General features: G+C 37.6%; 20 protein-coding genes, 1 other RNA gene and 1 pseudogene. 13 read left to right on the top strand and 9 right to left on the bottom strand.

Annotated features, from left to right (window positions below; all coding sequences use genetic code 11):
* Positions 1-69 precede the first annotated feature (69 nt).
* On the bottom strand, positions 70-939 hold the full coding sequence (locus H4J69_RS12480; RefSeq protein WP_182244504.1) for a LytTR family DNA-binding domain-containing protein: 870 nt from the start codon (positions 937-939) through the stop codon (positions 70-72).
* A gap of 112 nt (positions 940-1,051) precedes the next feature.
* Entirely contained in the window at positions 1,052-1,837 is a 786-nt protein-coding gene (locus H4J69_RS12475) for an ABC transporter substrate-binding protein (RefSeq protein WP_182230825.1), read from the bottom strand.
* A gap of 78 nt (positions 1,838-1,915) precedes the next feature.
* Here H4J69_RS12475 and H4J69_RS12470 point away from each other — a divergent pair.
* Positions 1,916-2,083: pseudogene (locus H4J69_RS12470) on the top strand (diguanylate cyclase domain-containing protein); the annotation flags it as partial.
* Between the two features lie 370 nt (positions 2,084-2,453).
* Entirely contained in the window at positions 2,454-4,205 is a 1,752-nt protein-coding gene (locus H4J69_RS12465; protein WP_182244505.1) for a hypothetical protein, read from the top strand.
* A 291-nt stretch (positions 4,206-4,496) separates the two neighbouring features.
* Here the strand turns inward: H4J69_RS12465 and H4J69_RS12460 are convergent, their stop codons facing one another.
* Positions 4,497-5,435, bottom strand: a complete 939-nt coding sequence (locus H4J69_RS12460) for a DMT family transporter (protein WP_182230827.1) — start codon at positions 5,433-5,435, stop codon at positions 4,497-4,499.
* Positions 5,436-5,656: 221 nt separating this feature from the next.
* Positions 5,657-6,112, bottom strand: a complete 456-nt coding sequence (locus H4J69_RS12455) for an Lrp/AsnC family transcriptional regulator (RefSeq protein ID WP_182230828.1) — start codon at positions 6,110-6,112, stop codon at positions 5,657-5,659.
* 207 nt (positions 6,113-6,319) lie between these two features.
* Between H4J69_RS12455 and ctlX the strand changes: the two genes are divergently transcribed.
* The 6 genes from ctlX (at position 6,320) to H4J69_RS12425 (ending at position 12,278) form a co-directional block, all read left to right on the top strand.
* A complete protein-coding gene (gene ctlX / locus H4J69_RS12450) occupies positions 6,320-7,240 on the top strand; it encodes a citrulline utilization hydrolase CtlX (protein WP_182214066.1) in 921 nt (306 codons plus the stop codon).
* Positions 7,241-7,334: 94 nt separating this feature from the next.
* On the top strand, positions 7,335-8,765 hold the full coding sequence (locus H4J69_RS12445) for a sodium:alanine symporter family protein (protein ID WP_182214064.1): 1,431 nt from the start codon (positions 7,335-7,337) through the stop codon (positions 8,763-8,765).
* Between the two features lie 588 nt (positions 8,766-9,353).
* Entirely contained in the window at positions 9,354-9,743 is a 390-nt protein-coding gene (locus tag H4J69_RS12440; protein ID WP_182230829.1) for a hypothetical protein, read from the top strand.
* On the top strand, positions 9,740-10,318 hold the full coding sequence (locus H4J69_RS12435) for a hypothetical protein (protein WP_182230830.1): 579 nt from the start codon (positions 9,740-9,742) through the stop codon (positions 10,316-10,318). The genes H4J69_RS12440 and H4J69_RS12435 overlap by 4 nt, the downstream gene beginning before the upstream one ends.
* A complete protein-coding gene (locus H4J69_RS12430; RefSeq protein WP_182230831.1) occupies positions 10,315-11,160 on the top strand; it encodes a hypothetical protein in 846 nt (281 codons plus the stop codon). Before H4J69_RS12435 ends, H4J69_RS12430 begins: the two co-directional genes overlap by 4 nt.
* Before the next feature lie 143 nt (positions 11,161-11,303).
* A complete protein-coding gene (locus H4J69_RS12425; protein ID WP_182214058.1) occupies positions 11,304-12,278 on the top strand; it encodes a transposase in 975 nt (324 codons plus the stop codon).
* A gap of 409 nt (positions 12,279-12,687) precedes the next feature.
* Here H4J69_RS12425 and ssrA read toward each other — a convergent pair.
* Positions 12,688-13,037: a transfer-messenger RNA gene (gene ssrA, locus H4J69_RS12420) on the bottom strand.
* Positions 13,038-13,131: 94 nt separating this feature from the next.
* On the bottom strand, positions 13,132-13,614 hold the full coding sequence (gene smpB / locus H4J69_RS12415; protein ID WP_070377008.1) for an SsrA-binding protein SmpB: 483 nt from the start codon (positions 13,612-13,614) through the stop codon (positions 13,132-13,134).
* Positions 13,615-13,764: 150 nt separating this feature from the next.
* Between smpB and H4J69_RS12410 the strand changes: the two genes are divergently transcribed.
* Together H4J69_RS12410 and H4J69_RS12405 are read left to right on the top strand one after the other, a co-directional pair.
* On the top strand, positions 13,765-14,205 hold the full coding sequence (locus H4J69_RS12410) for an SRPBCC family protein (protein WP_070374314.1): 441 nt from the start codon (positions 13,765-13,767) through the stop codon (positions 14,203-14,205).
* Positions 14,198-14,578, top strand: coding sequence for an RnfH family protein (locus H4J69_RS12405; RefSeq protein WP_182222292.1), 381 nt, complete (start codon positions 14,198-14,200; stop codon positions 14,576-14,578). The genes H4J69_RS12410 and H4J69_RS12405 overlap by 8 nt, the downstream gene beginning before the upstream one ends.
* A 68-nt stretch (positions 14,579-14,646) precedes the next feature.
* Here H4J69_RS12405 and H4J69_RS12400 read toward each other — a convergent pair whose 3' ends face one another.
* From H4J69_RS12400 to nadK, 3 genes are all read right to left on the bottom strand, one after another.
* Positions 14,647-14,994 (bottom strand): outer membrane protein assembly factor BamE, encoded by a 348-nt coding sequence (locus tag H4J69_RS12400; protein WP_070374311.1) that lies wholly within the window; start codon positions 14,992-14,994, stop codon positions 14,647-14,649.
* 134 nt (positions 14,995-15,128) lie between these two features.
* Entirely contained in the window at positions 15,129-16,817 is a 1,689-nt protein-coding gene (recN, locus tag H4J69_RS12395; protein WP_182230832.1) for a DNA repair protein RecN, read from the bottom strand.
* A 109-nt stretch (positions 16,818-16,926) separates the two neighbouring features.
* Positions 16,927-17,808: an NAD(+) kinase gene (gene nadK, locus H4J69_RS12390; protein ID WP_070374309.1), complete on the bottom strand. Its 882-nt coding sequence runs from the start codon at positions 17,806-17,808 to the stop codon at positions 16,927-16,929.
* A 455-nt stretch (positions 17,809-18,263) separates the two neighbouring features.
* On the opposite strand from nadK, the gene grpE reads away from it, so the two are divergent.
* The 3 genes from grpE to H4J69_RS12375 all read left to right on the top strand — a co-directional run.
* Positions 18,264-18,917: a nucleotide exchange factor GrpE gene (gene grpE, locus H4J69_RS12385; RefSeq protein ID WP_182175999.1), complete on the top strand. Its 654-nt coding sequence runs from the start codon at positions 18,264-18,266 to the stop codon at positions 18,915-18,917.
* 281 nt (positions 18,918-19,198) lie between these two features.
* Positions 19,199-21,112 (top strand): molecular chaperone DnaK, encoded by a 1,914-nt coding sequence (dnaK, locus tag H4J69_RS12380; RefSeq protein WP_182244506.1) that lies wholly within the window; start codon positions 19,199-19,201, stop codon positions 21,110-21,112.
* A 156-nt stretch (positions 21,113-21,268) separates the two neighbouring features.
* Positions 21,269-21,524, top strand: a 256-nt coding sequence (locus tag H4J69_RS12375) for a DnaJ domain-containing protein (RefSeq protein WP_182251971.1), incomplete at its 3' end; no start/stop codon positions are given.

The raw sequence follows: 21,524 nt of genomic DNA, 5'->3' as shown, positions 1-21,524 counted from the left end.
CTCAATTGAATATCCATAAATTAGGGGTAAGCTAATAAAAAAGGTATTACTAACAATATATTGGGATGATTAACAAGCTTTTGGGACTAATGACAAGGCTTGTTTTATTGTCTCTACATAAGAACGAGATACGGGGATAGTAACATCAAGGGGTTTCATCATTAATTTCAAACCGCCAGCATTGCCGGTGCTAAGTTCTACTAAGGCTAGGTTTACAGCATAAGATCGATGGCAGCGCATCACCGTTGAGTCAACAGGAAGTTGTTTTAAGATACTGATCAGTGAACTGCGTAATAATTGATAGCTAACGTTGTTATCTTTAATAATGGCTAACTCACAGTAATTGTCAGCGGATTTTATAAATAACAGCTGTGATAAAGCTACTTGTAATTTGTCGCCTTTATTATCACCGGTTAAGGTTAATGGCTGAGTTGATATTCGCTCGCTATTAATAACATTTTCATTTTGTTGATTCGTTGCATTGTCAGTTTCGATAACTTGTCTTGGTAAAGCCGTTTTCTGCGCATGGCGATTGACAAGATACATAAAAATGATTGGAAACAGTCCAATAGCAAAAGTATATAAAATGAACAGTAATTGGTTTTGCCAATGCCAGGAGCCAAGAATAGCCACGACAAAGTAGCTGTGATTAAAGGCAGAAACTATAGCAATGTATAAACAAGGTATGATCATCAAACGTAATATGTTGTTAATTTTCAAGCGAGTTGAAGCTATTTCTAATGCTCCAGAGAGTAATAGCGCGCAAAAGGTTACCAAGCCATACCCGGAAAGTCGTAAGAATTTGAAGGGAATAGTATGGTTGTTGGTGCCAAAAGGCTGGAATACAAATAAAACGAATAAGGTAACTGTGGAGAAAAGTACCGCACGCTGTAAAACTACTTTTCTGGATGCAAAATCATCCTTCAACCACAGGCTCATTATTTAAAATCTTTTGAATATACAATGGATAAGAAAAGTAACATATATTAACCGTTAGTTGCTGATATTTTTAAAATTAATAGCACTAAAATTATCAATGAAGCCTTTGTAGTTAATTAACTCTTATAACGGGATATTGCCACTCACTGATTATTTTATCAATCTTTCCCGTTATCTTCAGTTGATTAATTGCATAGCGTAACTGTTCAATTATATAGGGTGATGTTTTTTTATTACAGGCAAAATAATAGTCTAAGGGCTTTGTATTTAGTTGGTAAACATTTTCAAATAAATTAGGGTTTAAATTATTAAATTGAGCGCGATACCTAATGGTATATCCATCGGCTAAAATCAAATCGATACTTTTACGCTTAACTAACAGCATTAATAATGAATGAGTATTATTAACGACAGTTAAATTGAGACCTTCTGTAAAGCCTTCTTTCACTAAAAGTTGGTGGGTAACATCGTCACGGATCACGGCAATCATATGTTTTTTTGCATCTTCTAATGAAGTAATACTTAGCTTTCGTGCAGTTAAACCGATAAAAGAAATATTACGCTCGGCGATGGTATTTACCCAAATAAATTGCTCTTCACGTGCTGGGGTTCGGGCAATAGAATAAATACAGGTGTTTTCTTTATTCAAAGCCATATTAAGTGATCTCGCCCACGGATAGACATTGATATTGAATGTGTACGGTGTACTCGACAGCGCCGAAGAGACTATTTCTGTGGCGAATCCCATTACTTTATTGGGTGTATCTATTTGAAAAGGGGGCAGGTGCTCGGTTACGATTTCAATATGAGGCTGAAAAGTAATCTCTTGTGAGCTTGTTGATAGCGTAAAAAAGCAAAGAAACAAGGTTAAGTATTTGATTTTATTGTAGGTGGTCACTATAGGGTTAATCTTCCTTGATTTATAGATAAAAAAGATTAACACTAAAATTGCTGAAAAACCACTCAACAAAGTCGCAGCGAGAACTTACTGAGTGTTTTACATGATGGTCTTTCTCTATACATGACTGCAAGTTTTGGTGTGGCTGATTTTAATGCTCAAATGAATGAATTAGAAGATCTGATAAAACTTGCTGATGTGGTTTTATATAAAGCTAAAAACAGTGGGCGAACTATCGCTTGTTAGATGCAAGAAACACCTAAAGAAAATGACAACGAAGCAGTAAATATTATCCATACAGTAAACTAGAATCACCATAACCCCGCTATTTTATTATCTTAGTTAGCCTGACAAACATTATTTATATTAAAACCGACCTTTTAAAGATTTAACGTTAACTTTTTGTTAATATTGTTGCTTAGCGTTATATTACTTTTTTTGTAAAGGGTGATAAAATTTCAACATAACAAATCAATGAACAAAGAAAAGTTACACTTTATTTTTCGTTCATCCCCTTTTTGCTCATTATATATCGCCACTTAAAACGGTTAAACCAGATAGTCGTTTTCGTTAAGGTATTTTAATGACCAAAAAATATATTTATAAAGGAATATATGTGAAAAAGTTAATAACGATTGTTTTATTTATTTTATCTGTTCAAGGATGTGGAGGAGGTTCTAGTAGTGACAGCACTAAAACTAATGGTACGAGCACCAATGTGGCCGTTGTTCCTCTTGATTATAAAAGTATTAAATATAAAAATGAAATATCAAACAAATATAACGCTGTTTTTAGAGGGGGGATCACTTTAAAAATTCCTCTTAGTTGGTATCAAGAACAAAGCCTTGATCCAGAGCCTCTTGTACTTAGTACTTTTTATTCCGAAGGTACTTCTCCTAAAGTTATTACTATCGTAAAAACTGACAGTTTTATTCAAAGTAGGCAAGGACTATCAAACATAAGTGAAGTCTCTTCTAAGCCCATTAACTTTTCGAGCTTTGAGGGAACAGAGGTTATATTTACGGCGAATATTGACGATGTTGCGTTAAAGTTTATGCAAAGTTATGTGGAAGTGAACTCCGTTTACTATTCTATTTTCTTTTTTTCGGAAGCCCAAGAGTTTGATCGGTATATCGAAGTTTCTCGCTATATTGCCCGGACTTCGCACCTGAGTATATTAACGCATGAGACTACCGAGATAAGTGTAACAAAGGCAGATGATGATTTTTTATTGTTGATTTGTGAACCATCAGCACAGAATTCTAATGAATATCAGCTCTATGGCAAAATTATGTCGCAGGAGCTCACTTTTAGTGAACAATTTTTAATTGATGATAAATCTTTAGGTTGTTTAAATGTCAATGCTAAATACAGTCAAGGTTCATATCTCGTTGTATATGGCGCTGATTATAATGATCGACACCTTGTTGCTAAAAGAGTCTCAAAAACGGGAGTGGTTTTAGATGATGTTCGTATTCCAGTATCATTTTATAGTAAATACATAGATTTATATTTAGAACGAGAGTTTTCACTTAGTAATAACAACAAAGAAATAAACATTCTTTTTGATGATGATAAATATTTAGTTACTTGGCGCTGGAAAACAGGAAATAGCAGTGAACATATCATGGGGCGTTACATTGATACTTCGGGTGTCACTTCAGAGATATTTTCTATTCATGAATATGTAGACGGTCTTATTGATAATACGATTAAAGCGGCTATTAGTAACAATCAAATTTTAGTTTCTTGGTCAACTAAAGAGTCGAATAATGATGATTTCCCTATAGTTACCTATGGAAAATTTATTAACGATATTGATATTGATATTGACGTTGTCAGGAAAATTGAACCTTCAATCATAGATGAAAATAATGTAAATACTGCACGATTCCAAGATTTAACCCCCATCGATAATGGCTTTGTTTTCTCATGGGTACAAGGGGGATATTGTAGTACATGTGAAGGTTTGAGTGACGAGGCAATTAAAGCCAGAATAATTAGCCGTGATGGTTTGCTAACAGATGTAAAGGTATCTTCTAACGTCATAACTGTCGCAGAGCAAACTACTTCTGGAGGTGCTAGCATTGGTGAAGCAGGAGATAGAAGTTATTTTAATATTCAAAACTTAGATAATAAGTTACTTTTCTCTTGGATCACCGGGGGAGCATTTGAAGAAACTATTTATTACATGGTTAGTGATCAAAGCCTAACTGAAATGTCAGATATTACGATCAGAAATAAAAAAATAGGTTACATGCCTAGCTTAGCTGAAATAAAAGTCACTTATTCTGAAGATAGGTTGTTTATCTTTCAGACTGCCTATAAAGGTACGGCTGTTTGGGCTGAAAATAAACCAAGTCAGTAGATTAAATAAAAATAGACAGTTGAATCGTTTCGGTTGCAATATCGGTCGTTTATTGTCAAATAGTTCACTGACAATAGCCTTTAAAACCTGTAGTTATAGTACTTAATCGATACGATATAGCTAGGTTGTTTTAAGACGTTGTTGGAGATTGTTGAATTTAAAACTGCCCGATACGGGCAGTTTTATTTAGTTAGTAAAGGTTAAAAACTGATAGTTAATGACTGGGCTATCAGGTAAATATCTATAATTAATGGCTTCAAAGAGTCGGTTTGCTTGCCGACATCTAAGCCATTAGGTTAATACTATTTTGGTTTTATTTTTACTTAACGCCGTAACACCAGAACCAATAACTAAGATCACTGCACCGACAATACTGGTAGTATTGAGTGGTTCGTTTGTAATCGCTCCTGGAGAAATATAATTAATGATCTGCATAAAAATTAAGGTCAATAATGGCGTTATGGCTAACGTTGCGCTAACACGAGACGCTTCCCAATGTTCAAGAGCTTCTGCAAAAGCGCCATAAGCCAAAAGCGTATTTGCCCCACAAAAAATCAACAGTAACCAGCCTATAGTATCTAGTTCAAACACTAAAGACGGAGCCGACAACGGTAAAAATACCAAGGTTCCCGCTAAATAAATCAGTATCATAATTTCTTCAGAGGCAAAGTTTTTCAACAGTTGCTTTTGTGCTAAGGCATAAATAGCCCAAAGAATTGCCGCAAGAATAATAAAGAAAAGGCCAAGAGCATAGTTACCTTGAAAACTAAATAATTGTTCAAATCGCTGATTAAAAAATAATACCAGTCCTAAGATAAAGGTTAACAAGCCCACTTTTTGTTTGGTATTAAACGACTCTTTAAAAACACAAACACCACCAATAAGTAATAACATCGGTGCTATTTGAATCATGACCTGTGTGCTTTCTGGTGATGTTAAGGCCAAGCCCATCATATAGAGAATGTAGTTTGCTAATAAACCAAAGACGGTAAGTATCATTAACACCATGACTCTATTGTTCTTAAGTGATGATAATGAAGGTAAGCGTTTGGTGATAACTAAGTATCCGCCCAAAAATACGGCCGCAATAAGAAAACGAAACCAAGTAATGGTATTTACGTCCATATATTGCAATAGCTCTTTGAGCGCAATCGGTAAAACGCCCCATAATATTGCCGTAGTAAGGGATAAAAATAACCCCAGTTGCCATCGACCACTAATTTCATGCATAGGAAAAGCTCAGCTTAAAATGCCACATTGAGCATTTCTTTAAAAGTGAGATATTATCCATAAACTGCTTGAAAAATACTATCGTTATTAACGCTAGTATTGTGTTTTATCAGAGATAAAAGCGAAAGTTATCTTATAAGCAGCAATTAAAGCCATCAGCTTTAACAAAGAGGGCGTTTGAGTGTAATTACCCATAAATATCCTAGATGAATTGAAAATGGTTAAACTGAGCTTAAAAGAATACTGGTCTCACTGTTAAGCACTCCTTCTATCGTTCTAACATCTCGCAGTACGTGGTCAAACTCGAGTAAATTTGATGTTTTAACCTCAGCCACTAAATCCCAAGTACCGTTAGTTGTGTGAATCTTATCAAGTTGGGCAATACCACGCAGTTTATTAATCACTTGTGTGGTCGACCTACCGACAACTTCTATCATCATTATAGCTTTAACGACTTCAGTCTCTAACTCATCATGAGCTCGAATCGTGAATCCCAAAATAGCGCCAGAATTAATCAGTCGATCCATTCTATTTTGTACTGTGCCACGCGAGACGTGGAGTGATTTTGCCAACTTAGAAATAGAGGCCCTAGCATCAAGGCGTAAAATAGCAATGAGATCTTTATCAATAGCATCGTAAAGAAATACCCGCTTCTTCAGGTTCTTGTTCTCGGTCATACTCGGCTCCAAATTATCATTTTGATAATAAAACTAAACAATATGATAAATATTTACTCAATAATTGCAACATATTGCCATTTTGATTAGCACCTTCAGCAGATAGTATAGGGTTCAGTTAAATAACAGCTTTGTATAGCGCTCTGCTTTATCTGCCAAGAGAGAAATTATGATAAAGCATAAAATACAAGGTAACAGAGAGAAATTATGCCAGTATTTCCACAAGCACCAAATGCGGTCGTGATGATCCGCCCACATCACTTTTTTCCTAACGAAGAAACAAAGCAAGACAATAGCTTTCAGTCAACAGAGCTTGTAAACCAAGACCAAATTAAAGCCCTCGCTTTTGATCAAGTAACTAGCGCAGCAACCATACTTGCAGCAGAAGGGGTTGTTGTTCACCTCTTTGAAGATGAAGGACTTGAAACACCCGATTCAGTATTTCCTAATAATTGGTTTTCAACACATAGTGGTGGTCAAGTCGCAATTTACCCTATGTATGCAAGAAATCGCCGCAAGGAACGCCGCACAGACATTATCGCCATGCTTAAACAACAATATCGTGTGCAAGTCGTTTTTGATTATTCTGGATTAGAATATGATGATATTTACTTAGAGGGTACTGGTGCTATGGTGCTAGACCATATTGAACGCATTGCTTATGCGGTTAGTTCAAAAAGAACCGATTCACATGTCCTTGAACGCTTTTGCGCTCACTTTAATTTTGAACCTATGGTTTTCGATGCTCAAGACAAGAAGGGCACTCGTGTTTACCATACCAATGTATTAATGTGTATTGGCAGTGATTTTGTCATGGCCGGCTTTGAAATGATGACCAACCCTAAACGCCGAGATGAAATTATTAAGCGCTTTGAAAATGCAGGTAAAAAAATTATTTATTTAACCGAGCAGCAAATCAATCAATTTTGCGGTAATGCACTCGAATTGCAAGGGACTTCAGGGCGCATACTTGCGCTTTCGTTAACTGCCTATAACGCATTAACACCACAGCAAATAACCTTGCTAGAAGAAACAGTGAAATTGGTTCCTCTGAATGTCTCTGCCATTGAAATGGCTGGTGGCTCAGTACGTTGCATGTTGGCAGGGGTTCACTTGTCAAAAAGATAATTTATTGATTAACGATTGAGTCAAAAAAATTAAGCATATAATTTAAAAAAGTATCGTACTATACTGAAAATTAAAGAGTAAACAAGGCAAGTAAATGGTTAATGAGATTGTAAGCGCTATCAACAATATCCTTTGGGGCCAAGGCCAAATATTAATTTACTTGTTACTTTTTGCCGGATTTTGGTTTTCGTTCAAACTTCGCTGGATACAGATACTGCAATTCAAATATATGTTTACGGTGATGAAAGGCAGTACGCAATCTGACAAGTCAGGTATTAGTTCTTTTCAAGCTTTATGTACGGGGCTTTCAGCGCGAGTTGGTACGGGGAATTTAGCGGGTGTTGCCATGGCTATTTCGCTGGGTGGCAGTGGCGCGGTATTTTGGATGTGGGTCATTGCATTATTGGGTATGGCGACCGGCTTTGCTGAAAGTGTTCTTGGCCAGTTATATAAAGTGCGAGATGAACATAAAGAATTCAGGGGCGGCCCCGCTTATTATATTCGGGCCGGACTCAACAAACCTTGGCTGGCTATTCTTTTTTCGCTTTGTCTCTTTTTAGGCTACGGTCTTACTTTTAGTGCAATGCAAGCCAACACCATCGCAGATGCATTAAACAATACTTTTACCATCCCTCGTGAATATTCAGGCGTAGTTATTGCGGTACTCGCCGGCAGTATCGTTGTAGGTGGTATGCGCAGTATTGCTCGATTTGCCGAACTTATTGTACCTTTTATGGGGTTAGCCTTTGTCGGGACAGCGGTCGTTATTACCTTGATGAACATTCAACTTTTACCATCAATGTTTGTCGATATATTTTATTCAGCTTTTGGTTTAAATGAAGCGGGTGCCGGCGCTTTAGGTGCAGCTATTAAGAATGGCATTCAACGAGGCTTATATTCAAATGAGGCTGGAGCAGGTAGTGTGCCTCATGCAGCCGCAGGCGCTTCACCTGTTCCTAATCATCCTGTTGCTCAGGGTTATGTACAAATGCTAGGGGTTTTCTTAGATACCATGGTGCTTTGTAGTTGCACAGCAGTAGTTATTTTGTTGTCAGATATTAATATCAGTGGCGAAATGGAAGGTATTCGAATGACACAAGATGCGATGACGAGCCATTTTGGTAGTGGTGGAAACTATTTTGTTGCCGCCGCGATTACCTTATTCGCTTTCACCTCTGTGGTTGCTAATTATGCTTATGCAGAGAGTAATTTACATTTATTTAAACTAGACAATAAAGTAGGGCGACTCTTTTATACCAGCATTTATTTATTTATGGTGTTTTGGGGAGCAACGGCTTCGTTGAAAGAAGTGTGGGGATTAGCAGATATGGCACTAGGATTAATGACGTTGGTGAATATCTACGCCATTATTTTACTGACCCCAACCGTATTGAATTTAACTAAAGACTTTCGCGAGAAACTCAAAGAAAATGGTAAGCCTACTTTTTTACTTGATGATGTCGAAATACAAGGCAAAACAGAGCCCGGTGTCTGGACAGCGAATAAAGCCAAAGAAACGTTATAAGTGCTTTGATATATAAAAAGCCGCTAAAAGATTTTAGGCGCTTGTTTCATGGCGCTATAGGTTATAGACAATAGGGATTCGTTAACGGCTTATTATGAACACCATGAATTTAAACGACGACAAAATCTGACATGCTGCGAAAAACTATTAGCATAGTTATTTTTTAGCATAGTTATTTTGTGAAATAATATGTAATAAACTATGGGCTCAAAACGTCTATCGTTAAGTGTGCTTTAAATCCCCATAAACAGTAATTCCCGTCATATGTAGACTTTTTCAATAATATTATAAGTTTTATTCAACTACTCGATAGGTTTGAGTGAAACTTGTGAAAGCTTTAAATGTTTCTATTCGATAATTCCTCTTGAATCTTTATAATGGGTGTCCGGATTGTTATTGTAAGTCACTGTTTTTGTGCGTTATACTGTTATTTTTAGTGATTGGGGATGGCTAGCAGGATTATCACAATTAATTGTCGGAATAGTGCTAGAGCTACATTGGCAGGATTGTCATAGTTAACTGTCGGAATATTAATAAGTGACTGTTTAAATGAATAGTTTGGAGCTTTGATTATGCAAGTGATACGATTTGGTCACGAGTATTGATAACGATGATGATGAAATGGATAGCACAGATAAAATCAAAAATGAGATTAGGGCAATACTAAACTCGGCAACAGATAAAGAATTAACGAAACAATGGATAATCGAAGCTCTTGATGAGCAAAGTGGTCACATAGTTGTTGTCGGAAAAACGGGTAACATTAACTACACGGCACACGATGCAATCATAACACTATCCAGCTCACCATCGGTCGAAATCACCGAGACAGCACCGAGCTTTATCGAAAAATGCGAAGTCAAGGTCAACCCAGACAGTAAGTCATCAGTAAAATCCAAGATAATGGACATGGCTACCAACCAAGCCATTGGTCAGGTAATTCGAGAGATAATCGAGCAAATTGGTAATTTCTTATGACACAAGACCTTAGCGCAAGCACATTAGAAGCAATACGCAGAAACATAACAGTAATGTCATTCATGATAATAGTATTCTTCTTTGCGGGTGGTTACCTTCCTGTAACTGGAGATGCAATTAAATTACCACTGAGTGATGTCAAGTTCAACAACCCAGAGCGACTACTATACGTCTTATGGATGATGATGATGGCATGGTGGACTTATAGGTATTTCGCACTTGGTGCTTGGGGTGGGTTTAGGGGAGTGGTTGACTCTGAATGGGAACACCTACCAAGGAAGTTTAGCGACATTCAAAGCCTGATAATAAAGTCATTGGCTTTTCCTGCGAAGTGGCCGGACATCCCCGCCAACAGACTTAGCGGTATAGCCCGAAGGGCGGGCATTGACGGCGAGTATCAAGTGACGTTCGCAGGAGCCCAGAAGCCCCCCTTAAAGAACAAGCTAACCATATTCAGACTCAAGATAGCGGTAGCAACAAGATACCCATCCACAATCACATTTTTCCTACCCTTGATAATGATTATGGTTGCGTTCGGATTGACAGTCCACTCAGTCATTATGGTGGCAATATGACCCGAGATAAAAATAAACACCTACTTTCACTCCCGATGTTTTGGTTCGCAACCATGACACCTTTGGTTGTCTGTGTGATATTAATGGTTATAATTTTTTACTTAGATGACTTGTCATTGGCTGTATGGAATAGTGTGAATATTGGAATCGCCTACACCCACTTCAAGGTTCCGCTAGTTATAGCATCACTCGCATTCCCACTGGGAGCGGTCATGATAGCAAGTCATCGGTCGGCACAAACTTTGATGATGGCGGATTTGCAGTCGTCGCAGAATAGGTTTGCGAATTATTTCCTGCACTTGGATAGGTTTATTGCGGAAATGACAGCTCCCGAGGTGAAATTATTGTTCGTAAACACCCGTGCTGCCCATGACGCTCTCTACCCTGACCTCCTATCGAAAGGCTCTTTGAGTGCAAATACAGAGCATATAACACGGTTCACAGAAGCAGTGCAAAAAATAGAAGTGGTGTCTAAAAACATCAGGAATTCATTACCAAAAAAAATACACGTAACACCTATAGAATCTATATCATCATCTCACAGAGACGATGTAATGGCTTTTTTCAACTCGACGGAAGCCTTGCGCGCAATTGATTTAATTATTGATACCGCCTTTGAGTTTGATAGGATTACGAGCGACACACTAAAGACCCCTTCTTGGCAACCCACCGACATGACTGATGTGTGGGACCTATTTCAATGCTGGGTTATTGTAGTGGATGAACTGCTAAAGCATGACGGCTCATCAGACATAGCTGAACAGATAACATTCACTGGGTTTTTTGTTGCGGCATACAAGCAGTTTGTCAATTACCAAAAGGAAGAGGCTCAAATTTTCTAAGTGAGCCAGTAGGATGCACCCATTTCGGAAGAGACAATCCAGCACGATTAAACAGGATTAACCAGGACACCCATAGTTAATTTGAAAGATAGCATTCCCTCTACTAGGCTTACTAAAAGAGTCAAAGTAAAAGGATTTTCTTTATGACTACTGCCAGAAAAAAACTGATTAGTTTAGTTGATACCCCATATTACCACTGCATTTCTCGCTGTGTTCGCCGAGCTTTTCTTTGCGGTGAAGATAAACTCACAGGTAAGAGTTTTGAGCACCGCAGAGGCTGGATTGAAGATAAGTTACTTAGTTTAAGTCAAGTTTTCGCTATTGATGTATGTGCTTATGCGGTTATGAGTAATCATAGTCACTTAGTGCTGTTTATTGATGAGCTAAGGGCTGAATCATGGTCGACAGAAGAAGTATTACAGCGTTGGCATAAAATATTTAAAGGCACTTTTTTAACGCAACAATATTGCCGTGGTGAATTGATTGCCGAATACTTACTTCCAACATTAAAAAATACGGTAGCCTGCTATCGCAGTCGATTAATGGATATAAGTTGGTTTATGCGTGTTCTTAATGAGCGTATTGCGAGACAAGCCAATCAAGAAGATAATTGCACCGGCCGGTTTTGGGAAGGGCGCTTTAAGTCACAAGCTTTACTCGATGAATCAGCGATTTTAGCCTGCATGGCCTATGTTGATTTAAACCCTGTTAGAGCCGGTATGGCAGATGCGCCAGAGAGTTCACTATACACAAGTGTAAAAAAGCGTGCCATCGAAGCTATAAAGGGTAAGCAACCCAAAAACCTGATGCCTTTTGTAGGTGATCCCAAAGCTAATATGCCTAAAGGCCTACCTTTTGAATTAACGGATTACCTGCAATTAGTCAAACTAACAGGGCGTTGTATAAAAGAAAGTAAAAAAGATTATATTGTTCAAAGCAAGCCAAAATTATTACGACGTTTACATATCAACACCGACAACTGGTTAACACTCACAAAAGATTTTAGACGCTTGTTTCATGGCGCTATAGGCAATAGGGATTCGTTAACGGCTTATTATGAACACCATGAATTTAAACGACGACAAAATCTGACATGCTGCGAAAAACTATTAGCATAGTTATTTTGTGAAATAATATGTAATAAACTATGGGCTCAACCGTCTATCGTTAAGTGTGTTTTAAATCCCCATAAACAGTAATTCCCATCATATGTAGACTTTTTCAATAATATTATAAGTTTTATTCAACTACTCGATAGGTTTGCGTATAACTTCTGGCAGCATTTATATGTTTGTATCCAATAATTTTCTTAAATTTTTATAATGGATGTCCAAGTTATGAAAGCTGTATCAAATGATTCTTCTTGAGTTTTTATAATGGGAAGTTATGAAAGCTAAAATCTAGGGGGAGGAGATTTTAGACATAAAAAAACCGCAATTAAGCGGTTTCTTATCATAAACGGTGGTTTGTTTATCGCCAAATCTAAAAGTTACTAGGTATAACTAATGGATTAAAAAGGTCTTTATTTGGTGGAGCGGGGGGGAATCGAACCCCCGTCCAAAAAGCCTACATCCTTGGTACTACATGCTTAGTCGATTATTTGTTTAACCAATTAGACGCCAATCGACAGGCTTCGTCATGGTGAGCTTAATACTATTTCGCGGTTCAGCCTTAAGCGTGCTTCCCTCGCTATCCTATTTGGGGTGACCATCGATCCTCTAAACAATAGGAGAATTTTTGAGGCGATGGCTAGCCTAAGCGGCTAGTGCGAACGTATCGTCGTTTGCAATTATAGTTTTGCGGCTTTTTACCAGGCAAACCGCCCCTGGGCATGCACCTCGGGTTTCATGAATCTTGTCGAATCCTAGATCCGCCCCAAAGTTTTTACATCTTAATTATAAACTTATTCAGTCTATAAAGCGCATTGTACAGCGCTTCTTTTAAATAAACAACGTGTTAATTGTTAACTTGTTATCGATCTAAATTCTTATTTTTCATTAATCGGCCTTTATCAACAGCCCATTCTCTGTCTTTGATATCAGAACGCTTATCATGGTCTTTCTTACCTTTACCCAAATAAAATTCGAGTTTGACCCAATTTGCTTTCCAATACATCGCCGTGGCAATTAATGAATAACCATCACGCTCTACAGCGGCGGTTATTTTCTCTAATTCGCGTCGATTCAACAGTAACTTGCGGTCACGATTAGGTTCGCATACTACGTGACTAGAAGCAGCATTGAGCGGCATTATTTCAGCACCCAGTAAATAAGCTTCACCGTTTTTTACGTGTACATAACAATCAGAAATATTAACTTTTCCGCTACGGATACTTTTAATTTCCCAACCCTGCAGGCTCATCCCACCTTCAAACTTATCAGTTAAAGAATAGTTATGACGAGCTTTTTTGTTTAACGCAATAGTATTGCTGTTTGATTTTTTTTTCTGTGCCATTATATTTCCATTTTGTTTGCCATCAAAAATAGCAATCGCAAACATTATACGGAGAATTATTGATATTTGAATGATTAATTTCAATTTTTCTGTTTAATGCCTTTTGCTCACGGCTTTGTTATCATTACCCTTTAAAGTTGAGGAAAATAAATGCCCGTAATTAGTCGCAGCGCTTTAGTGATGTATAGCGTTGACCAAATGTATCAATTAATTAATGATATTGTTGCTTATCCTCAATTTATCCCAAATTGTGGTGACAGTAAGATAATTTCTCAGCAAGGTAATGAAGTTACTGCTGCTTTGATGGTTTCGAAGGGGGTTCTAAAAAAATGGTTTACCACCAAGAATACCTTGATTGGTAATAATAAAGTGCAACTCGATTTAGTTGACGGTCCTTTTAAAAAGTTGACGGGTTACTGGCAACTAACTGAATTATCTGAAGAAGCTTGTAAGATTAGTTTGCATTTAGAGTATGAGTTTTCGAGTAAAGTATTCGATTTGGCATTTGGCCGTGTTTTTACAAGTTTGACCAATAATATGGTACAAGCTTTTACACAAAGAGCTAAAGAGGTTTATCATTCTAATGGTTGATAACATAGAGATAGAGCAAGAACTTGCTCAACGTAAAATACAAATAGAAGTTGTTTATGGACTACCCGATAGACAAGAGCTATTAACGCTTTTAGTCGATGAAGGCACCTTGTTAGAGCAAGGTATTATTGCTTCAGGCATTTTATCTGTTTTTGAAGAAATAGACTTAACCGTAAATAATGTCGGTATTTGGAATCGAGCCGCTAAGTTAACGGATACTTTGCGAGATTTAGATCGTATTGAAATATATCGACCTTTAATTGCTGACCCAAAAGAGGTTAGAAAACGCCGAGCTGAAAAAGCAAAAGATGAAGGGCGTGCCGATAAAGTTACCGGTGGTCGTGTTGACCCGCGTCGAAATAAAGCAAGCTAAAAATTCGCAAAATTTAAAGTAAAAAAAACGGCTATTAAGGCCGTTTTTTTATGGGACTAAAATATTTATTAGTTAACCATAGGAACGTAAAAGTTGTCACCTAAGACAAAGTCACCTTCTGCGCTGGCTAATAATTCATTATCAAAATAGAGGATAAATTTCTTCTTAACGTTAAACTCTTCACTTCGACCTGATTTTAATAAGTAAACATAGTGCAATGTATCATTGCCAAATGCATCGTTAACAACAGGGCTACCAAGTACAAATTTTACTTGTTCTTTAGTCATGCCAATTTGAAGCTTGTCGATATCTTTTTGTTCTAAAAAGTTTCCCTGAGGAATGTCAAAACGATAGACCCAGCTTGAGCAGGCAGAAAGAGATAGGGCAATAGTAATGGCTAAAATGCGAAATAACATGTTTTTTCATTTATCCTAATAAGTTCGAATGGGGATGATAACTAAGCCCGCGAAGAGATACAAAACTATTTTCAATTTATTTTGCACCTTTGTGCCTCAACTCAGGTTATTTACTTAACGCTAAAATTAATTTATTAACCGGCAAGTAACTCTTGAGCATTAGCCAAGCTGTTATCTGTTATTTTATTTCCCGCTAATAAGCGAGCAATTTCTTGGACTCTGCCATTAGCACTTAGTTCCGTTACTTTTGTTTCTGTAAACTCGCCATCGGTTAATTTACTGACAAATAACTGTTGATGCCCTTTGCAAGCAACCTGTGGTAAATGTGTTACACAGATAACTTGGGTGTTTTGTGCTAATTCTTGTAGCTTGCTACCGACCATTGCCGCTGTTGGGCCACTAATACCTACATCAACTTCATCAAATATTAAAGTCGGTGTGATCACCTTGTCAGCCAAAATAACCTGCATGGCTAAACTAATACGTGATAATTCGCCACCAGAAGCAACTTTGTTCATCGCTTCTAATTTTTGCCCTGGGTTAAGGCTAATAAGAAAGTTTATTTCATCAAGGCCAAACGGCGATAAAGCTTCAACATTAACTTGCTGTACAGATACGTCAAATATGCCGTTGTTCATATTGAGCTCTTTCATGCTCAGCGTGATTTTTTTACTGAGTTTTTTTGCCGACTTTATTCTTGATGTTGATAATGCCTGAGCAGATTGTAGGTAATGTACTTTAGCTTTTTCAATGTCTACGTATGCTGTATCTAGTCTTGAACCGTCTGAATTTATGATATGTAAGGCTTGTTTTATCTCTAAGTGTAACGTTGGCAAATGCTCGGGTGCTACTTGATGTTTTTTAGCAAGTTGAATAGCGAGCGAGTAGCGGTCTTCAATCATTTGATAAGCTTCTGGATCGAGTTCAAGCTTATCGTAGTAGTGCTTTAGTTCATCATTAGCATCTTCTACAAGAATAAGTGCTTCGCTCAAGGTATTAGCAATATTTGCTAACTTAGGATCCATATGAACTAAATCATTCAACTGTTCGCAGTTGTTTCTTAGGCTGTCTGAAATATTGTGATTTTCGTTTTCAGATAAAGTTTGCAATGCTTTCAAAGTGCCGGTCAATAATGACTGACCGTTACTATGACGTTTGTAATCACTTTCTAGAATTTGAAACTCACCCGTTTGTAGTGAAAATTCGTCTAGCTCGGTCACTTGGTATTGTAATAACTGCAGTTTTGCTTCGCGTTGCTCTTTACTTTCTTGTAACTGTTTTAGTTCTGTATTGAGATTTCGCCATTGCTGATAGTAATATTGAACGTCGTCTAATAAGTGCTGATGATCGGCATACTCATCAAGTATTTTACGCTGTTGAGCCGGCTTAACAATGAGTTGGTGATCGTGTTGGCCATGAATACTTATTAAAAATTGTGCGATATCTTTAAGTTGGGCAAGCGGAACTTGGCTACCGTTAATGTAAGCCTTTGAGCGTCCTTCAGCTGATATTACTCGGCGTAAAATACATTCACAATCTAACTCAGCATCGTGTTCGTCTGTTAGGGATAGGCCATTTTTTTTAAGCCATTTTTGTGCGGAAATGTTTTTGTTGATATCAAAGGTTGCGGCTAACTCTGCTTTTTTAGTATTGGGTCTTACAACATTAGTGAGCGCTCTATCGCCTAAACATAAACCTAAGGCATCAATAGCTATCGATTTACCCGCACCTGTTTCTCCGGTGATGGTTGTCATACCTTTGCGCCAATCTATATCTAGGGTGCGCACAATGGCGAAGTTTTGAATATTAAGATGTAAAAGCATGAGAAACCAATTCACTGTATAAATATGTATAACTGTTAATTTATACAGTAAAGTGGTTTTGTGCAAGTGTTAATCGAATAAAAATTCAACAGATTGAATTTGTTAAAAATTAATAAAGCTTATTGCCCCAACTTAATTTACTTCGCAGTACATTAAAGTAGTCATGGTCTAGTGGATGAACTAATCGCAGCGTATATTCACTTTTTCTGATAATAACTTCATCACCTGGTAATACCGCTAAAATAACATGGCCATCACAACTTACTTGTAAGCTTTCATAGTTCTCATTGGCGAGTAATAGTTTTATTTCACTATTGCCGTCGACGACTATGGGTCTACTGGTTAGGGTGTGTGGAAACATTGGCACTAACGATAAGGCATTTAAATTGGGTGTTAAAATTGGACCACCTGCCGACATTGAATAGGCGGTTGAGCCAGTAGGTGTTGACACAATTAAGCCGTCAGAGCGTTGGCTGAACATAAAGCTACCATCAATGTAAACTTCAAATTCAATCATGCTGGCTACTTTTCCTGCGTGTAGCACTGCTTCATTGACCGCACTGTTAGAGCTTTTCAATTTTCCGTGGCGATAAACTTCTGCTTCAATAATAAAACGTTGCTCAGCGCGCGACTCGCCACGTAAAATTTTCTCAAGTGGTTCAATTAATTCATCGGGCGATAAATCGGTAAGAAAGCCTAAGTTCCCTCTGTTTACACCAATAACACCGATATCAAAACATGATAAAACCCTCGCGGCGCCTAACATATAACCATCACCGCCCACGACTATAGCCAGGTCAGCTTGTTCACCAATTTCTACTAGGGTACTAATCGTTAGATTATCGATATCGATTGATGGGGCAACTGAGCTTTCAATTAATACCTGATAACCTTGTCCGGTAAGAAATTGATAGAGCGCTGTTATTGTTGCGCCGGCTCCTTCGTGATTTGGTTTGCCTATTAAACCTATGGTGTTATAAATTTTGCTCATGTCTACGCAGTAAGTTGTTTGTATCTTAGGATTAATAATAGTTTCGCTGTATTTTCATGGCTTGTAAAGTTGACTTTTTTATAAATCATTTACTGACTACCATTTTGATTAAATTTTTCGCTTTCATCGAGATTTAAAAGATTTAGGGCTAAGGCATTAATTGAAGAGAATGCTTATTCATTCGAAACTAATAACGTAGGCTGCAAGCCTTTTAAAATAGAACTTTAAGCGTTTTTAAGCGATGGAATAACTGCAGGTAATTGCTTTTAAATAGAATGACTATATATAAAAAAATGATATTTGTTCTCAAAACGCTGACAAGCGCTCAGTAACAACAAACTTAATTAAATTGTATTTAAGCTTGAATCGTAGCAAGAAGTCCCCATAATTACCGTTATCAGATTTATATAACCTTTATATTGTTAAATATATTATTAGTTTATTTTGGAGCTTTCATGACTAATGAGTCAACAGAAAACAAAAATACAGCTGAAGCATCAACAGAAGCTTTAACGCCCGAAGAAATTATGGCGCAAGAAATTATCGACCAAGCTGAAGAGCAAGTCGAAGTTCAACATATTCATGCCCATGAAGTGATTAGTGCCGAGCAAGAAAAGATTAACGAACTTGAGTTAAGCCTTTCTTCAGCGCAAACCACTATCGCAGATCAAAAAGATTCTGTGGTTCGTGCTAAAGCAGAAGTTGATAATATTCGCCGCCGTAGCGCACAAGACGTCGATAAAGCACGTAAATTTGCTTTAGAAAAATTTGCTGCTGAAATGTTAGTGTCAGTAGACAATTTAGAACGTGCTTTGCAGAATATAGATAAAGAAGATGAAAACAATACCGGCATTATTGAAGGTCTTGAATTAACCCTACAAGGTTTAATTGCTTCGTTAGAAAAATTTGGCGTTAAAGGTGTTGATCCACAAGACCAACCTTTTAATCCTGAATTGCATCAAGCGATGTCTATGCAAGAAGTTCCGGGCGTTGCGCCAAATACCGTTATTGCTGTGATGCAAAAAGGTTATGAACTCAATGGCCGTTTAATTCGTCCAGCGATGGTAATGGTTTCTAAATCTGCTCCGGTAGTTGATACCACAGCATAAAAAATATCATTAAAAAAAGCGGTAAGAAGTTTCTATAAAACTTCTTACCGCTTTTTTGTTTTTAGCAGGCAAATAAGTTTTATTAGGGCGTTTTATCGCTATCGGTGTGAAACAACAAAAAAATCTTCACAAATAGCTAAATAATGAAATAAATTTACTTTTTTTCTTGGAAATTAGTTGAAAAGGATTTTACTGCCCCCACTATTTGTTTCATCAACAGGTTTATTAAAAAATCTTACTTTAATAAGCTTTATTTTAATTAGTATTCGGAGATCCTCAAGATGGGCAAAATAATCGGTATTGACCTAGGGACAACAAACTCTTGTGTTGCTGTACTAGATGGCGGCAAAGCACGTGTAATTGAAAATGCAGAAGGCGATCGTACAACTCCTTCAATTATTGCATACACAGAAGATGGCGAAACGTTAGTAGGTCAACCTGCTAAACGCCAATCTGTTACAAACCCAAAAAATACATTATACGCGATTAAGCGTTTAATTGGTCGTCGCTTTGAAGACGAAGAAGTTCAGCGTGATATTAAAATTATGCCTTTTGGTATTGTTAAAGCTGACAACGGTGATGCTTGGGTTACAACACGTGATAAGAACGTTGCACCACCACAAGTTTCAGCTGAAGTTTTAAAGAAAATGAAAAAAACTGCTGAAGACTTTTTAGGCGAAGCAGTAACAGAAGCTGTAATCACAGTTCCTGCTTACTTCAATGATTCACAACGCCAAGCAACTAAAGATGCGGGTCGTATTGCTGGTCTTGAAGTTAAACGTATTATCAATGAGCCAACTGCTGCTGCTCTTGCTTACGGCATGGACAAGCAAGAAGGCGATAAAGTTATTGCTGTTTACGACTTAGGTGGTGGTACTTTCGATATTTCAATTATTGAAATTGATGAAGTTGAAGGCGAGCACACGTTTGAAGTATTAGCGACTAACGGTGATACTCACTTAGGTGGTGAAGATTTTGATAACCGTTTAATCAACTATCTTGTTGCTGAATTTAAGAAAGACCAAGGTATGGATTTAACGACTGATCCTCTTGCAATGCAGCGTTTGAAAGAAGCAGCAGAAAAAGCTAAATGTGAACTTTCTTCAGCACAACAAACAGATGTTAACTTACCTTACATCACAGCTGACGGCAGCGGCCCTAAGCACATGAACATTAAAGTAACGCGTGCTAAATTAGAGTCTTTAGTTGAAGACATGGTTAAAGCAACGTTAATACCATTAGCACAAGCGCTTAAAGACGCAGACTTATCAGTAAGTGATATCAATGATGTTATCTTAGTTGGTGGTCAGTCACGCATGCCAATGGTACAAAAAGCAGTAACAGAATTTTTCGGTAAAGAACCTCGTAAAGATGTTAACCCTGATGAAGCCGTTGCCGCTGGTGCAGCAATACAAGCAGGTGTTCTTTCTGGTGATGTAACTGACGTACTTTTATTAGACGTTACGCCATTATCATTAGGTATCGAAACAATGGGCGGCGTGATGACGAAAGTTATCGATAAAAACACCACTATCCCAACTAAACAGTCACAAACCTTTTCTACAGCTGACGATAATCAAGCTGCGGTAACGGTTCATGTTGTTCAAGGTGAGCGTAAGCAAGCGTCTGCAAACAAATCTTTAGGTCAATTTAACCTTGAAGGTATCGATGCAGCACCACGTGGAACACCACAGATTGAAGTAACTTTCGATATTGATGCTGATGGTATTTTACACGTAACAGCTAAAGATAAGAACACAGGTAAAGAACAGAAGATTACCATTAAAGCTTCTTCTGGTTTATCTGATGAAGAAGTAGAACAAATGGTACGTGACGCAGAAGCTAACGCTGATGAAGATGCTAAGTTTGAAGAATTAGTTAAAGCACGTAACCAAGCTGACGGTCTAGTTCATACCACTCGCAAGCAAATTGTAGAAGCGGGCGATGACTTACCAAGCGAAGACAAAGAAAAAATTGAAACAGCATTAACTGAACTTGAAACTGAGATCAAAGGCGATGATAAAGAAACGATTGAAGCTAAATCTCAAGCCGTTATCGAAGCATCAGCTAAGTTAATGGAAATTGCTCAAGCGAAAGCCGGTGCTCAAGAAGGCGCTCCTGAATCAGACGGCGCTGCGCCAGCTGATGACGATGTTGTTGACGCTGAATTTGAAGAAGTTAAAGAAGACAAATAGTCTTCAATAACGGAAAATATATAAGCGCTGGTTTAAACACCAGCGCTTCTTACGTTAAAAATCGTTATAAAATGCCATTGAAAATAGCTAACTATTTATAATGTCATTTTACTTAATTAATATCTAAAATTTCAACACCAGTTAAAAGAAGTCACTATGTCAAAACGCGATTATTATGAAGTGCTAGAAGTATCAAAAGATGCGTCTGAGCGTGATATCAAAAAAGCCTACAAACGTTTAGCGATGAAGCTTCATCCTGACCGTAATGCCGGTGATAAAGACAAAGAAGAGCTATTTAAAGAAGTTAAAGAAGCTTATGAAATTCTAAATGACGACCAAAAGCGTGCTGCGTTTGACCAATATGGTCATGCTGCATTTGAACAAGGTGGTCATGGCGGTGGCGGTGGTCATG

Origin of the sequence: Colwellia sp. BRX10-9, from assembly GCF_014077405.1 — a bacterium.
Taxonomy (GTDB): domain Bacteria; phylum Pseudomonadota; class Gammaproteobacteria; order Enterobacterales; family Alteromonadaceae; genus Colwellia_A.
Note: the sequence above shows the minus strand (reverse complement) of the source record. Positions and strands in the feature narration are given on the sequence as shown.

Coding starts and splice junctions, on each gene's coding strand:
- H4J69_RS12480 (WP_182244504.1), bottom strand. CDS start 939: ATGAGCCTGTGGTTGAAGGATGATTTTGCATCCAGAAAAGTAGTTTTA.
- H4J69_RS12460 (WP_182230827.1), bottom strand. CDS start 5,435: ATGCATGAAATTAGTGGTCGATGGCAACTGGGGTTATTTTTATCCCTT.
- H4J69_RS12455 (WP_182230828.1), bottom strand. CDS start 6,112: ATGACCGAGAACAAGAACCTGAAGAAGCGGGTATTTCTTTACGATGCT.
- ctlX (WP_182214066.1), top strand. CDS start 6,320: ATGCCAGTATTTCCACAAGCACCAAATGCGGTCGTGATGATCCGCCCA.
- H4J69_RS12445 (WP_182214064.1), top strand. CDS start 7,335: ATGGTTAATGAGATTGTAAGCGCTATCAACAATATCCTTTGGGGCCAA.
- H4J69_RS12435 (WP_182230830.1), top strand. CDS start 9,740: ATGACACAAGACCTTAGCGCAAGCACATTAGAAGCAATACGCAGAAAC.
- H4J69_RS12430 (WP_182230831.1), top strand. CDS start 10,315: ATGACCCGAGATAAAAATAAACACCTACTTTCACTCCCGATGTTTTGG.
- H4J69_RS12425 (WP_182214058.1), top strand. CDS start 11,304: ATGACTACTGCCAGAAAAAAACTGATTAGTTTAGTTGATACCCCATAT.
- smpB (WP_070377008.1), bottom strand. CDS start 13,614: ATGGCACAGAAAAAAAAATCAAACAGCAATACTATTGCGTTAAACAAA.
- H4J69_RS12410 (WP_070374314.1), top strand. CDS start 13,765: ATGCCCGTAATTAGTCGCAGCGCTTTAGTGATGTATAGCGTTGACCAA.
- H4J69_RS12405 (WP_182222292.1), top strand. CDS start 14,198: ATGGTTGATAACATAGAGATAGAGCAAGAACTTGCTCAACGTAAAATA.
- H4J69_RS12400 (WP_070374311.1), bottom strand. CDS start 14,994: ATGTTATTTCGCATTTTAGCCATTACTATTGCCCTATCTCTTTCTGCC.
- recN (WP_182230832.1), bottom strand. CDS start 16,817: ATGCTTTTACATCTTAATATTCAAAACTTCGCCATTGTGCGCACCCTA.
- nadK (WP_070374309.1), bottom strand. CDS start 17,808: ATGAGCAAAATTTATAACACCATAGGTTTAATAGGCAAACCAAATCAC.
- grpE (WP_182175999.1), top strand. CDS start 18,264: ATGACTAATGAGTCAACAGAAAACAAAAATACAGCTGAAGCATCAACA.
- dnaK (WP_182244506.1), top strand. CDS start 19,199: ATGGGCAAAATAATCGGTATTGACCTAGGGACAACAAACTCTTGTGTT.